13 protein-coding genes, 1 pseudogene and 1 riboswitch are annotated in these 13,233 nt (G+C 72.2%); of the genes and pseudogenes, 9 read left to right on the top strand and 5 right to left on the bottom strand.

The window, feature by feature from the left end; all coding sequences use genetic code 11:
* The first annotated feature begins 43 nt into the window (after positions 1–43).
* A complete protein-coding gene (locus A6A27_RS09215) occupies positions 44–529 on the top strand; it encodes a hypothetical protein (protein ID WP_143193951.1) in 486 nt (161 codons plus the stop codon).
* A 72-nt stretch (positions 530–601) separates the two neighbouring features.
* On the opposite strand, the gene A6A27_RS09210 is transcribed toward A6A27_RS09215, so the two are convergent.
* Both A6A27_RS09210 and A6A27_RS09205 read right to left on the bottom strand, forming a co-directional pair.
* Positions 602–1,945, bottom strand: a complete 1,344-nt coding sequence (locus A6A27_RS09210) for a C39 family peptidase (protein WP_073834131.1) — start codon at positions 1,943–1,945, stop codon at positions 602–604.
* 27 nt (positions 1,946–1,972) lie between these two features.
* Positions 1,973–3,310, bottom strand: a complete 1,338-nt coding sequence (locus A6A27_RS09205; protein WP_073834130.1) for a C39 family peptidase — start codon at positions 3,308–3,310, stop codon at positions 1,973–1,975.
* Between the two features lie 204 nt (positions 3,311–3,514).
* Between A6A27_RS09205 and A6A27_RS09200 the strand changes: the two are divergent.
* From A6A27_RS09200 to A6A27_RS09185, 4 genes and pseudogenes are all read left to right on the top strand, one after another.
* A pseudogene (locus A6A27_RS09200) lies at positions 3,515–4,831 on the top strand (M14 family metallopeptidase); the annotation flags it as partial.
* A 119-nt stretch (positions 4,832–4,950) separates the two neighbouring features.
* A riboswitch (cobalamin riboswitch) is annotated at positions 4,951–5,043 on the top strand.
* Between the two features lie 112 nt (positions 5,044–5,155).
* Positions 5,156–6,094 carry an ABC transporter substrate-binding protein gene (locus tag A6A27_RS09195; RefSeq protein WP_073834128.1) on the top strand — a complete coding sequence of 313 codons (939 nt, stop codon included), beginning with the start codon at positions 5,156–5,158 and terminating at the stop codon, positions 6,092–6,094.
* Between the two features lie 142 nt (positions 6,095–6,236).
* Entirely contained in the window at positions 6,237–7,325 is a 1,089-nt protein-coding gene (locus tag A6A27_RS09190) for a FecCD family ABC transporter permease (RefSeq protein ID WP_073834220.1), read from the top strand.
* A complete protein-coding gene (locus A6A27_RS09185) occupies positions 7,322–8,131 on the top strand; it encodes an ABC transporter ATP-binding protein (RefSeq protein ID WP_073834127.1) in 810 nt (269 codons plus the stop codon). Before A6A27_RS09190 ends, A6A27_RS09185 begins: the two co-directional genes overlap by 4 nt.
* Before the next feature lie 44 nt (positions 8,132–8,175).
* Here A6A27_RS09185 and A6A27_RS09180 read toward each other — a convergent pair whose 3' ends face one another.
* From A6A27_RS09180 to A6A27_RS09170, 3 genes are all read right to left on the bottom strand, one after another.
* Positions 8,176–8,949: a VOC family protein gene (locus tag A6A27_RS09180; RefSeq protein WP_073834126.1), complete on the bottom strand. Its 774-nt coding sequence runs from the start codon at positions 8,947–8,949 to the stop codon at positions 8,176–8,178.
* A gap of 94 nt (positions 8,950–9,043) precedes the next feature.
* A complete protein-coding gene (locus tag A6A27_RS09175) occupies positions 9,044–9,781 on the bottom strand; it encodes an ABC transporter permease (protein ID WP_073834125.1) in 738 nt (245 codons plus the stop codon).
* Between the two features lie 12 nt (positions 9,782–9,793).
* Positions 9,794–10,681, bottom strand: a complete 888-nt coding sequence (locus A6A27_RS09170) for an ABC transporter ATP-binding protein (protein WP_073834124.1) — start codon at positions 10,679–10,681, stop codon at positions 9,794–9,796.
* 184 nt (positions 10,682–10,865) lie between these two features.
* Here A6A27_RS09170 and A6A27_RS09165 point away from each other — a divergent pair, with 184 nt between their 5' ends.
* The 4 genes from A6A27_RS09165 to A6A27_RS09150 all read left to right on the top strand — a co-directional run bounded on the left by A6A27_RS09165 (position 10,866) and on the right by A6A27_RS09150 (position 13,169).
* Entirely contained in the window at positions 10,866–11,186 is a 321-nt protein-coding gene (locus A6A27_RS09165; RefSeq protein ID WP_073834123.1) for a type VII secretion target, read from the top strand.
* 89 nt (positions 11,187–11,275) lie between these two features.
* The gene (locus A6A27_RS09160) at positions 11,276–12,202 is read left to right on the top strand and encodes a WXG100 family type VII secretion target (RefSeq protein ID WP_073834122.1); all 927 of its coding nucleotides are present in this window, start codon (positions 11,276–11,278) and stop codon (positions 12,200–12,202) included.
* A gap of 9 nt (positions 12,203–12,211) precedes the next feature.
* On the top strand, positions 12,212–12,565 hold the full coding sequence (locus tag A6A27_RS09155; protein ID WP_073834121.1) for a YbaB/EbfC family nucleoid-associated protein: 354 nt from the start codon (positions 12,212–12,214) through the stop codon (positions 12,563–12,565).
* A gap of 4 nt (positions 12,566–12,569) precedes the next feature.
* Positions 12,570–13,169: a hypothetical protein gene (locus A6A27_RS09150; RefSeq protein WP_073834120.1), complete on the top strand. Its 600-nt coding sequence runs from the start codon at positions 12,570–12,572 to the stop codon at positions 13,167–13,169.
* Positions 13,170–13,233 lie beyond the last annotated feature (64 nt).

The raw sequence follows: 13,233 nt of genomic DNA, 5'->3' as shown, positions 1-13,233 counted from the left end.
ACGGGGCAGCAGGATGGCGGCGGCGCCGCTAAGGTCGGCCGCTGTGAGTTTGCTGAACACGATCAATGGGTGGCGGACCAAGGCCTTCGTCTGGATCGGTCTGCCGGTCATCGCCGCCATCGGACTGATGATGGGCGCCACCGACCTCGCCCCGACCTGGCAGGCGAAGAACGGTGGCGGAACGCCGGGCACGTTCACCGCGGTGAACGAGGAGTGCGGCCGGCGCAACTGCGAGTGGCGCGGAGACTTCGTCGCCACGGAGGGCGGCGCCCGGCGCAGCGACGTGATCCTCTACGACGCGCCGGACGGGCTGACCGCCGGCGCCACCGCCCCGGCCCGCGACACGGGCGCCCGCGCGGGCGTCTTCTCCACCACCGGCGGGTCGACCTACCTGCTGGTCACCGGGCTCACCCTGGGCGGCGTGATCGCCCTGGTGGTGTGGGTGGTGATCATCGTGCGGGCGATCCGTCGCCGCCGCGAGGCGGCCCGGCCGTCGGCCCCGCCCGCCTCGTTCGCGCCGTCCGCGTAGCGCCGGGCGCCCCCAGGACCGTACCGACGGGCCCGGCACCGTCCCGAGCGGGACGATGCCGGGCCCGTCCCGTCACCAGTTGGTCGAGCCCGGCACGACCGGCCAGGCCCGGTCCGTCGGCTTGATCAGGTAGGCGATGCCGCCCGAGCCGCCGGCCACCGTGCCGTTCGCCCGGTACCGCTTGGTGCGCAGCCAGATCTGCTCGAACTGCGTCCGCTTGTAGACGTTGCGCACCGCGTCGTTCGAGGACGACGCGGGGTCGTTGACGATCACGTCACCGTCGGCGGTGAAGCCGACGATCACGAACAGGTGCCCGGAGGTGCCGTAGTTCGATCCGTCCAGCTCGTCGCCGAGGAAGGACTGCGAGGTGATGACCGGGATGCCGGCCTTGATGAAGCGCTCCACCTCGTCCAGCGAGTGCAGCCGGGTGACCTTGGCGTCGATGCCCGGGAAGCTGGCTGCGTACGCGGTGTTGAACGGCCAGTTGCCCGCGCCCTCGTACTCGAAGTCCCAGGTCATGCGGGCGGCGTAGGCGACCTGCGGGTCGGTGTAGCCGGGGGTGATCCAGGACATGTCCGCAGCCGAGGGCCGCTTGCCGTAGTACTCCAGCACCATCGTGGTCGACGTCGGGCTGCACCAGACCTGGCCTCCGCCGCCCCACTCCGGGTAGTTGCCCCGGTGGATCATCTGGGAACGGGCGGGCACCGGCAGCTCGGTGCCCCAGGCGATCCCGCCCTTGCTCGGCGTGACGGTGAACCGGTCCGGCACGTTGGAGCTCATCGCGCCCAGCATCCAGACCCGCGGCGAGGCGGCCTGCCCCGGCGCCCGGTGGAGGGTCAGCCGGAGCTGGTACGACCGGAGCAGCACCCCCTTCTTGGCGTCGTCGATGGAGAAGGTGTCGGTCCAGATGGTCGACCAGGGGTCGCCCTGGCCGTCCAGCGTGGTCCGCTTGATGTCCTGGTCCCCGGAGGCCCAGCGGCCCATCACGTACCAGGGGGTCTGCTGGCCGGTGTTGTACGTGCCGTGCAGCTCGACCTGGATCCAGGTGCCGGCCGGGGTCTCCGCGTTCCACGATGCGACCAGCTCGGTGGCGTCGAAGCCGATCTGCCGCTCCGGTGAGGTCCAGGTGGCGTACTCCCAGGTGCTGGTGGCACCGGTGTGCTTGTCGGTGTACGGGCGGGTGCCGACCGGCTCGCCCATGGTGATCCCGGTCCGGTGGCCGGGGATGGCGTACGTGCCCTCGTGGGTGCCGGTGCGCCAGTCCGGGTACTTCGACCAGTCCTGGAAGGTGATCTGCTCGTCGTGGGCGACCACGGGAAGGTTGTTGTCCGCGTGGGCGGGCACGGCGGTGCCGAGGAGGCCGAGCGCGGCGACGCCGGCGAGGGCGACCGCCGCGCGTAGGGCGGGTCTGATCATGTCATCTCCATGGGTGGGTAGGGGAAATCACCAGTTGGTGGAACCGGCCACCGAGGGCCAGGCCACGGTGGTCGGCTTGATCAGGTAGACGATGCCGCCCGAGCCGGTGCCGGTGCCGCCGTTGGCGGTGGTCCGCTTGGTCCGGAGCCAGATCTGCTCGAACTGGTCCCGCCGGTAGATGTGGCGGACGGCGTCGTCGCTGGGCGAGGCCGGGTCGTTGGCGATGACGTCGCCGGTGGCGGTGAAGCCGATCACCACCATGAGGTGCCCGGCGGTGCCGTAGCCCGCCCCGTCCAGCTCGCCGGCGAGGAAGGACTGGCTGGTCACCACGGGGATGCCGGCGGCGATGAAGTGCTCGATCTCGTCGAGCGAGTGCAGCCGGGTCACCTTCGCCTCCAGCCCGGGGAAGGTGGCCGCGTACGCGGTGTTGAACGGCCAGTTGCCGGTGCCGCCGTACTGGGCGTCGTAGGTCATCCGGGCGGCGTGGTCGACGGTGGGGTCGGCGTAGCTCGGGTCCACCCAGGACGTGTCGGCCGGGGACGGCCGGCGTCCCCAGTACTCGACCACCATCTCCATGGAGGTGGGCGAGCACCAGGCTTCACCGCCGCCGCCGTACTGCGGGTACTGGCCGGCGTGGATGTTCTGCGAGTAGCGCGGCACGGCCAGTTCGGTGCCCCACGCGATGTGGCCGGGGCTCGGGGCGACCGTGAACCGGTCCGGCACGGTCGAGCTCATCGCGCCCACCGACCGGACCACGGGTGAGGCGGTCCCGGCCGGGTCCCGGTAGAGCGTCAGCCGGAGCTGGTAAGCCCGCAGCAGCACCCCGGCGCCGGGGTTGTTGATGGCGAAGGTGTCCGTCCAGATGCTGGAGGTCCGATCGCCCTGCCGGTCGACGCTGGTCCGCGTCATGTCGGCGTCGCCCGAGGCCCAGCGACTCATGACGTACCAGGGGGTGCGGACGCCGGTGGTGTAGGTGCCCTGGAGTTCGACCTGGAGCCAGGTGCCGGCGGGGGTGTCCGCGTTCCAGGAGGCGACCAGCTCGGTGGCCCCGAAGCCGACCTCGGTCAGCGGCGACGTCCAGGTCCCGTACGCCCAGCTGCGCCGGACGCTGCGGTGCGGGTCCTTGTACTGGACGGTGCCGATCGGGGTGCCCAGGGTGAGGCCGGCGGCGGTGACCGCGGTGCCGGCGGCGGCGCCGGCCGACCAGGCCGCGCCCGACCAGCCCTGCCAGGTGATCTGTTCGTCGTGGGCGGACGTGGTGGTCCCGGTGGCCGGCTTCGCGGCCCCGGCGGGGCTGGTGGTGCCGAGGATGGCGAGCGCGGTGACACCGGCGACGGCGGCCGCGCGCAGCGGTCTCATGGCCATGGCAGCTCCACAGGGAAAGGGCATCGTTGCCGTTCACTGTCGCGCCTGGAGGGAACTTTCGCCAGAGGTCAAAGGATGGAAAATCATTGCCGGAGTGAGGATCCGGTCGGGATGGGGCTGATGCAACGACGAATATTGATATGACCATGTAACTCCTGCTGCAGTGTGCGGACGCGGGATCTCCGTACCCCGAGGAGGTTGTCCATGGCGTTCCGCACGCCCCTGTTCCGCCGCCGGCTGGCTCTCGCCGCCGCCGTCGGCCTGGCCCTCGTCACCGTCACCGTCACCACCGGTCCGGCCGCCGCCCGGCCCACCCCGGACCGGTCCAGCGAGCCGGCTGCCGTCGGCTACCGCGTGCTCGGTCCGCGTACGCTCGCCGACCGGAACGCCGTCGCGCGCACCGGCGCGGCGATCGACTACTCCGAACACGGCGTCCTGCACGTCACCGCGACCAGCGCGGAAGCCGCCGCGATCACCCGGCTCGGCTTCCGGCTCGACAAGGACGTCGTCCCGGCCCCGGCGGGCGACATCGGCATCTACGGCTTCCCGTCCGCCGATTCCAACTACCACGACTACGCCGAGTTGACCGCTGTGGTGAACAAGGTGGTCGCCGACCATCCGGCCATCGCCCGCAAGCTCAGCATCGGCACCTCGTATCAGGGCCGGGACCTGATGGCGGTGAAGATCTCCGACAACGTCGGCACGGACGAGAACGAGCCGGAGATCCTCTTCAACGCCCAGCAGCACGCCCGCGAGCACCTGACCGTCGAGATGGCGATCTACCTGCTCGACCTCTTCACCGACAACTACGGCACCGATTCCCGGATCACCAACATCGTCAACTCCCGGGAGATCTGGATCGTCCCGACGCTGAACCCCGATGGCAGTGAGTACGACATCGCCACCGGCTCGTACCGGTCCTGGCGGAAGAACCGGCAGCCCAACAGCGGCTCGTCGTACGTTGGCACCGACCTGAACCGGAACTGGTCGTACCAGTGGGGATGCTGCGGCGGCTCCTCCGGCTCCACCTCGTCGGAGACCTACCGCGGCCCGTCCGCCTTCTCCGCACCGGAGACGCAGGCGCTGCGCAACTTCGTCAACAGCCGGGTGGTCGGCGGGGTGCAGCAGCTCAAAGCCAACATCGACTTCCACACCTACTCGCAGTTGGTGCTCTGGCCCTTCGGCTACACCACCGCGAACACCCCCAGCGGGATGACCGCCGACCAGTACAACACCTTCGCCACCATCGGCCGGCAGCTGGCCTCCAGCAACGGCTACACGCCGGAGCAGTCCAGCGATCTGTACATCGCCGACGGCACCAGCATCGACTGGATGTGGGGTGCGCACCGAATCTGGGCGTACACCTTCGAGATGTATCCGGGATCGGCCTCCGGCGGCGGCTTCTACCCGCCGGACGAGGTGATCCCCGCGCAGACCTCCCGTAACCGGGAGGCCGTGCTGCTGCTCTCCGAGTACGCCGACTGCCCGTACCGGGCGATCGGCAAGCAGACCCAGTACTGCTGACGTGACTCGCGGGTGGGGGCTCCGAGGCACCCCCGGCGGAGCCCCCACCCACCCCTCCCGTCCGGACGATCTCCGCTGGTCATGCGCTACCGTGGCACCGACCAACCCGCAGCGAAGCCGGTGCGAAACCGGCGCTGTCCCGCAACTGTGATGCCCCGCACGCGGCGTCGGCCACCGGCCGGCGCTGACGACTGCGGGGACGAGCCAGGTCGCCTGCGGCACGGTCGCGACACGCGCTCTCGAGGAAGGGCGCCTCGCGGACGGGCGAGCCCAGGCGGTCCTGTCGGCGAAGCACCAGCTCCTCGACCGACAGGAGGACCGATGTCCAGACGTACCCCCCGGCTCTTCGCCACCGCCCTCGCGGTCGGCGCGCTCCTCCTCGGCGGCTGCGCCGAGAAGACCTCGACCGACACCCCGGCCGCCGGCGGCAGCTCCGCGGCTGCCGCGTTCCCGGCCACCGTCGGCAAGCTGACTCTGGAGAAGCGCCCGGAGAAGATCGTCTCGCTCTCGCCGAGCGCGACCGAGATGCTCTTCGCCATCGGGGCCGGCAAGCAGGTCGTCGCCGTCGACGACCAGTCGAACTACCCGCCGGAGGCGCCGAAGAGCGACCTGTCCGGCTTCCAGCCGAACGCCGAGGCGATCGCCGGCAAGAACCCCGACCTGGTGGTGCTCTCCAACGACATCAACAAGATCGTCGACCAGCTCACCACGCTGAAGGTCCCGGTGCTGCTCACCCCGGCCGCCGCCACGCTCGACGACACGTACCAGCAGATCACCGACCTGGGTACGCTGACCGGCCACGCCTCCGAGGCGGCGGACGTCACCAAGAAGATGAAGGACGACATCGCCGCGCTCACCAAGGACCTGCCGCAGCGGGCAGAGAAGCTCACCTACTACCACGAACTGGGCCCGGAGCTGTACACCGCGACCAGCAAGACCTTCATCGGCTCGATCTACGCCCTCGCCGGCCTGGAGAACATCGCCGACCCGTCGGACGCCGACGGCGCCAAGGGCGGCTACCCGCAGCTGTCCCAGGAGGTCATCGTCAAGGCGAACCCCGACTTCGTCTTCCTGTCCGACACCAAGTGCTGCCAGCAGTCCCCGGAGACCGTCAAGGCCCGCAGCGGCTGGGCCGGGGTGACCGCGGTGAAGAACAACCAGATCGTCGCCCTTGACGACGACATCGCCTCGCGCTGGGGCCCGCGCGTGGTCGACCTGGTCCGGGCGATCGTCGACGCCACCGCCAAGGTTCCGGCGTGACCCACCGGTGACCGTGCGACCAGCGGATTCCGCCGGCCCGACGGCCGGGACGCCCGACGCGTCCCGGCCGTCCGGCGGGCCCCCGACCGACTCAGCGACCGCGCCGGCCACCCGCACTGGCCCCGGGCGGGCCGGCGGGGCGCTGCCCGGTCGTCGGCGCGCCGCAGCCGGGCCGGGTGCCCCGGTCCGGCCGGCCGGGCTGCGGAAACGCTGGCTGTTCGCTGGCCTCGGGGCGGTGCTGGTCGCGCTGGTGGCCGGGGTGTCGCTGGGCCCGGTCAGCCTGCCGCCCGGCAGCGTCGCCGCCGAACTGCTCAACCTGCTGCCCGGGGTGCACCTGGACAGCGGGCTCACCGAGCGGGAGATCGCCATCGTCACCGAGCTGCGGCTGCCGCGGGCCGTGCTCGGCCTGCTGGTCGGCGCGCTGCTGGCCCTGGCCGGCGGCTGCTACCAGGGCGTCTTCCGCAACCCGCTGGCCGACCCGTACCTGCTGGGCGTCGCGGCCGGCGCCGGGCTCGCGGTGACCACGGTGATCGCGCTCGGCGTCGGGGCGGGCGGGGCGCTGAGCGGCATGCCGCTGACCATCCCGCTCGCCGCGTTCGTCGGCTCGCTCGGCGCGGTGGCCATGACGTACCTGCTCGGCGCGGCCGGCGGGCGCGACCGGTCGCCCGCCACGCTGATCCTGGCCGGGGTGGCGGTGTCCGCGTTCCTCGCCGCCGGGCAGACCTACCTGCTGCAACGCCACGCCGAGAGCATCCAGCAGGTCTACTCGTGGCTGCTCGGACGGCTGGCCACCGCCGGCTGGCAGGACGTCCGACTGGTGCTGCCGTACTTCGTGCTCACCGCGGTGGTGGTGCTGCTGCACCGGCGGGAGCTGGACGTGCTCTCCGTCGGCGACGACGAGGCCACCAGCCTGGGGCTGCACCCGCAGCGCTCGCGCTACCTGCTGATCGCCGCCGCGTCGCTGGGCACCGCCGCCGCGGTCTCCGCCTCCGGGCTGATCGGCTTCGTCGGCATCATCGTGCCGCACACCGTACGTCTGCTGGCCGGGTCCAGCTACCGGGTGATCCTGCCGCTGTCGATGCTCTTCGGCGGGGCCTTCCTGGCGCTGACCGACGTGGCCGCCCGGACCGTCGCCGCCCCCGCCGAGCTGCCGATCGGCGTGGTCACCGCGCTGCTCGGCGGCCCGTTCTTCGTCCTGGTCCTGCGCACCTCCCGCCGGGTGTTCACATGAGCGCGCGGAGCGCCACGACGACCAGCGCCGTCGAGGTGCGCGACCTGCACGTCGACCTGGGCGGGACGTCGATTCTGACGGGCGTGGACCTGACCGTCGCGGCGGGCGAGTGGGTCACCGTCATCGGCCCGAACGGCGCCGGCAAGTCGACCCTGCTGCGCGCCGTCGGCGGCCTGCTGCCCGCGCCGGGCACGGTCTCCCTGTTCGGTACGCCGATCCAGTCCCTCCGCCGCCGGGACCGGGCCCGGGTCGTCGCCACGGTGGCGCAGTCCCCGGTGGTGCCGGCCGGCATGTCGGTGTTCGACTACGTGCTGCTCGGGCGAACCCCGTACATCCCGCCGCTGGGCCGGGAGTCGACCGCCGACCTGGCCGCCGTGCACGAGGTGCTGGACGGGCTCGACCTCGGCGCGTTCGGGCACCGGGAGCTGGCCACCCTCTCCGGCGGCGAGCGGCAGCGGGTCTTCCTGGCCCGCGCCCTGGCGCAGGGCGCCACCCTGCTGCTGCTGGACGAGCCGACCAGCGCGCTGGACATCGGCCACCAGCAGGAGGTGCTCGAGCTGGTCGACCAGCTCCGCCGCGAGCACGGCCTGACCGTGCTCGCCACCATGCACGACCTCTCCGTGGCCGGCGAGTACGCCGACCGGCTGGTCCTGCTCGCCGACGGCCGGGTGGCCGCGGCCGGCCCACCTCGGGAGGTGCTCACCGAGGACCTGCTCGCCACCCACTACCGCGCCCACGTCCGCGTCATCCAGGGCGACCACGGCCCGCTCGTCGTCCCGGTCCGTCCCCGCCCCCTGCCAGGTTGATCAGAAGTTGTTGCCGCAGCCCGCCGGGGTCGCGCACGACATGATCAACCAGTGCGGCCCGGACGCAGGGTGAGGACGGAGAAGAGGGCGCCCTCGGGGTCGCGGAGGGCGGCGAGGCGGCCCCGCGGGGTGTCCCGGGGCGGGACCAGGACCGTGCCGCCCAGCTCGGCGGCACGGGCGGCGGTGGCCTCGGCGTCCGCCACCGCGAACCACACCGACCAGTACGCGGGCAGGTCGGCCGGCAGCTCCTCCAGCGGTGGCGTCATGCCCGCGACGATCCGGGCACCACACCGCCAGCCCGTGTAGGGGGCGGGCTGCGTCGGCTGCTCCTCCGCGTGCCAGCCGAAGACCAGCGCGTAGAAGTCCCGCGCACCCTCCGGGTCGGGGGTGACCAGCTCGTTCCAGCACATCGCCCCAGGGGCGTTGAACAGCTCCGCGCCGCGCATCGCCATCGGCTGCCAGACGCTGAACACCGCACCCGCCGGGTCGGAGAGGACCGCCATCCGGCCCTGGTCGAAGACGTCGAACGGGGCGACCACCACCTGGCCGCCGGCCGCCTCCACCCTGGTGGCCACGAGATCGGCGTCGTCGGTCGCCACGTACGTCGACCAGATCGGCACCTGGTCCGGGGCGGCCGGCGGGCCCGCCGCGGCGACCGCCCGCCCATCCTTGAGGAAGACCGTGTAGCCGCCGGCCGCCGGCTCCGGGGAGACGCGGCCGGTCCAGCCGAACAGCTCCGGGTAGAACCGCTTCGCGTCCTCCAGCCCAGGCGTGGCCAGGTCGGTCCAGCAGGGCGTGCCGGGCTCGACGCCGCTCACGCTGACCCCTCTCGCCGGGGGCGGCCCCGCTGGCACGCCCTGCCGGCATCGTGGCACCGTCCCGTCGCCCGCCGGGCCGGAATCGGACAAGAGGTCAGGTGAAGCGCCGTCCCTCGTCCCGCCGGTACGCCCATCCGGCGACCCCGGCCAGCAGCACGATCCAGACGCCGAGCATGGCCAGGGAGACCAGGTTCGGCCGCCAGTCGGTGACCGCCGCCCACATCAGCTCCACCGCGCCCCGGGTGGGCAGGTAGGGGGCGATCGCCTTGATGAAGCTGGGTGCGTCGTCCGGGCCGGAGAGCAGGCCGCCGCCGAAGGCGAGGGGGAAGAAGATGAGCTGGGCGACCACGATCGCCGCCTTGCTCGGCAGCGAGTAGCCGATGGCCAGTCCGAGCAGGGTGAACGGCACCGAGATCACCGCGACCCCGGCGGCACCGAGCAGGAACTGCGCCGGGGTGACCCGGGCCGCGGTGGCCGCCGCCGCGATCACCACCACCGGGAGCATGGACAGGAAGGTGAGCGCCAGGCCGGCCAGGATCCGGCCGGCGAGGCGTGGCCCCGGACCGGCCGGCAGCGTCCGGGTGTACGGGTTCCACGGCTGGTCGCGGTCCTCGGCGACGCCGATCCCGTACTGGAAGATGTTGGCGCTCATCACCGCGAAGGTGACCATGGCACAGGTGGCGTAGGTGGCCCCGGTCGGGTCGTCACCGGCGAACGGCACCACGAAGAAGAGCATCGCGGCAGCCGGGAAGAACGCGCTGCCGAAGATGGCGACCGGGATCCGGACGGTCTCGAGAAGCTGGTAACGGGCGTGGACCAGGGCTAGCGGCACGAGATCTTCTCCTCAGACGGGCGCGGGCGCGGGCCGGTCGCCGGTGGTGATGGCGAGGAACGCCTCCTCCAAGGAGGTGGGCCGCACCTCCAGGTCGCGGAACGCCACCCCGGCGGCGACCAGGTCGCGGACGAGCTGGTCGGCGTCCGTGGTGAGCAGGTGGGTACGCCCGTCGGTGTGCTCGGTGGCGACCACCCCGGGCAGCGGCGGCAGCTCGTCGGCGACCAGGCTGACCCGGCGTACGCCGACGATGCCCCGGATCGCCTCGACCGTGTCGTCCGCGAGCACCCGGCCCTGGCCGATCACCACCACCCGCTGGGCGAGGGCCTCCACCTCCTCCAGGTAGTGGCTGCTGAGCAGCACGGTGCCGCCGTCGGCGTGGAAGCCGCGGATCGCCTCCCAGAGCGTGTGCCGCGCCTCGACGTCCAGCCCGGTGGTCGGCTCGTCGAGGACGACCAGCCGGGGGCGGCCGACGAACGCGAGGGCCACGGCGAGCCGGCGGCGCTGCCCGCCGGAGAGTCCGCCGGTCTGCCGTTTCACCTGGTCGGCGAGGCCGAACCGGTCGAGCAGTTCGCCCCGGGGGATCGGGTCGGGGAAGTGCGCGGAGACGAAGTCGACCACCTCGCCGACCCGCAACGTGCCGGGCAGGCCGGTCTCCTGCGGGGTCACCCCGAGCTGCCGCCGGCTCGCCGGGTCGCGCGGGTCGCCGCCGAACAGCTCCACCCGGCCGGACGTGGGCCGGCGCAGCCCCACCAGCAGGTTGATCAGGGTGCTCTTGCCGGCGCCGTTCGGGCCGAGCAGGCCGACCAGCTCACCGGCGTGGACGGTCAGGTCGACCCGGTCCAGGGCCAGCACCTCGCCGTATCGGCGGCTGACCTGGTCGGCGCGGGCCAGGATCATCGAGAACTCCTCGGGGTGCGGGCGACAGTTGTGCCGCCCCATGTGTAGCGTGCCGGCGCCAGTCCCCGCCGCCGTGGGACGGGGCGACGACGGATCCGGCCCATCGCCTACTGTGGTAAACCCGTCGGCCGCTTCGCGCCACGGCGACGACGGACGCGTGCCGACTGGACACTGGGGAGAATCCGTGACGAGTCCGAGCAAGAACCTGGACGTCCAACCGGAGGCGCTGAAGGCCTTCGCCGCAGCCAGCCGGGGCCGGGCGACCCGGTTCAACGAGTTGGCCCGGGTCTTCCGCGACGGGCACGTGCCCCGGCACGCCTTCGGGATCATGCCGGCGTCCTTCAGCCTCGCGGCCGCGTACGCCGAGCAGTTCGAGGCGTGCCTGCAGGGGTTGGAGGAGGGCGCGGAGACGATGGCCGACATCGCCGAGGGGATGAGCGACACGGCCGACGCGTACACCGGCACCGATGTGGCGACCAACGACATGTTCGTGCCGGGCGCCTGAGGGGGACGCATGAGCGAGCGTAGCGAGCGAATCATCAGGCGCAGTGCCGTGGAGCCTCATGCGGTCGTCGAGCGGAGCGAGGTGGGCGCATGAGCACCGAGGCGTTGCAGCGCAACAAGACCTACTTCGAGCAGATCGTGTCGGGCACGCCCGACCCGTTCAAGCCGCTCTCCCAGGCCGTGCTCTGGCCGTTCGAGCAGCTGCTGGAACTGGTCGCCGGTGAGCCGGACGACCTGATGCAGGCGGCCCAGCTCGCCCTGACCACCGGCGAGGCGGTGCGCCAGATCGCCGGTGACCAGATCGCCGACCGGGCCCGGCTGCGCGGCGCCTGGGACGGTGACGCGGCGGAGAAGTTCCACGCCTCGATGGAGTCCGTCGAGGCGGCGATCGAGGAGCTGGCCCAGGGGCTGGACGGCACGAAGGAGGTGCTGGTCGACGCGGCGAACGCGGCGGTCGAGGCGTTCAACCTCCTGGTCGAGCTGATCCTGGAGTTCCTGCTCTGGTTCCTGACCGAGGTCATCATCGCCGCGGTGGCCGCATTCCTCAGCGCCGGCGTGACGCTGGCCGCCACGGTGGTCCGGGTGCTGGCCCGGCTGGCCACCACGGTCGGCCGGATGTGCAAGATCATCGCGCGGTTCGCCGAGATCCTCACCAAGCTGGTGACCAAGCTGGAGAAGGTCGCCGAGCTGCTCACCCGGTACCGCAAGCTCGTGATGGAGCTGCGCAAGGCCAAGAAGGCGTACCGGGCGTGGAACAAGTCCGGATACACCAAGGAGGCGTTCGCGTTCAAGATGAAACGTGCCGCCATCCTGTTCCCCGGCAAGTTCGCCATCAACCAGGCGTCCCCGGTGAACATCCCCGGCATCGGCAGCACCCTGCTGGACACCGGTGTCGGCCTGCACGACGTCTCCGATGGGCACAAGGACCGCAACTACCTGGTGGACGGCACCTACAAGGAGGACCTGGGCCCGTACACCAAGGGCGTGCAGAACGTCTTCGACTCGATCGTCAACTGAGAGGCAGCCATGACCTTCCCCGCCCTGGACCGGATCGAGGCGCTGGCCCGCAACCTCGACGGCTGGCAGCGCCAGCTCGGCGCGCGGATGGCCGAGCTGGAGCAGAGCAACGCCGAGGGGGTGAGTGACTCCGGCCTGGTCACGGTCACCGCGGCCGCCGACGGCAAGATCCTCTCCACCGAGATCAACGCCCGGGCCATGCGGTTCGACTCCTACACCCTCGCCGAGGAGTTCACCGCCGCCGCGAACCGCGCCCAGGAGGCCGCCGCCGCCCGGGTCCGCGAGATCGTCGGCGATGTGATGGGCAACGCCCCGGCCGCGGAGCGTCCGGCCGCCGACGACTACGGCTACGACCGGTACTGAGCTGATGGAGGAGACCAGGTACCGCGACCGGATCGGTCAGCTCGCCGATCCGGGCGAGCGGGTGCTGGCGTCCGCGAAGGCCGAGGTCGCCAACGGCGCGACGCCACCGCCGCCGCCCGAACCGGCGGCACCCGAGACCGCTGGCCGGGCCACGGTCGGCTCGGTGCTGCTCAACGTGCTCGCCCCGTTGGCCACCTGGGACCGCGGCGACCGGCTGGTGGACGTGATCGCCTGGGGCATCGCCGGCCGCGGCGCCCCCGGCTCGGCCGCCTCCCGGCTGCACCGGGCGGTTAACCCGCTCCGGCCGGACGGGCGGCTCCGGCACACCCTGCTCGCCGTCACCGACCGGCGGCTGCTGGTCTGCCTCACCGGGCCGGTGAAGCTGCTGGCCAACCAGGCGGACGAGGAACGGTCCCTGGCCGAGACCGGGGTGGCCTGGTCGGCGTCCCGGGCCGACGTCGCTTCGGCCCGGGTGGGCTGGCACCGGCTCAACCCGAAGCGGCTACGCATCGACTTCACGGACGGCTCGTGGCTCGCCTTCACCGTGCCGATCGCCGAATCCGGCCGCCCGCTCCGCGCCCTCGCCGCCGCCCTCTCGGGCTGAGCCGCCGTCGCCGCCCCCAAGCTCGCGCTCCAACCTGGACAGGGTGGCCTACCGGGGTCCGGGA

The sequence above is a fragment of the Micromonospora sp. CB01531 genome, from assembly GCF_001905095.1.
Taxonomy (GTDB): domain Bacteria; phylum Actinomycetota; class Actinomycetes; order Mycobacteriales; family Micromonosporaceae; genus Micromonospora.
Note: the sequence above shows the minus strand (reverse complement) of the source record. Positions and strands in the feature narration are given on the sequence as shown.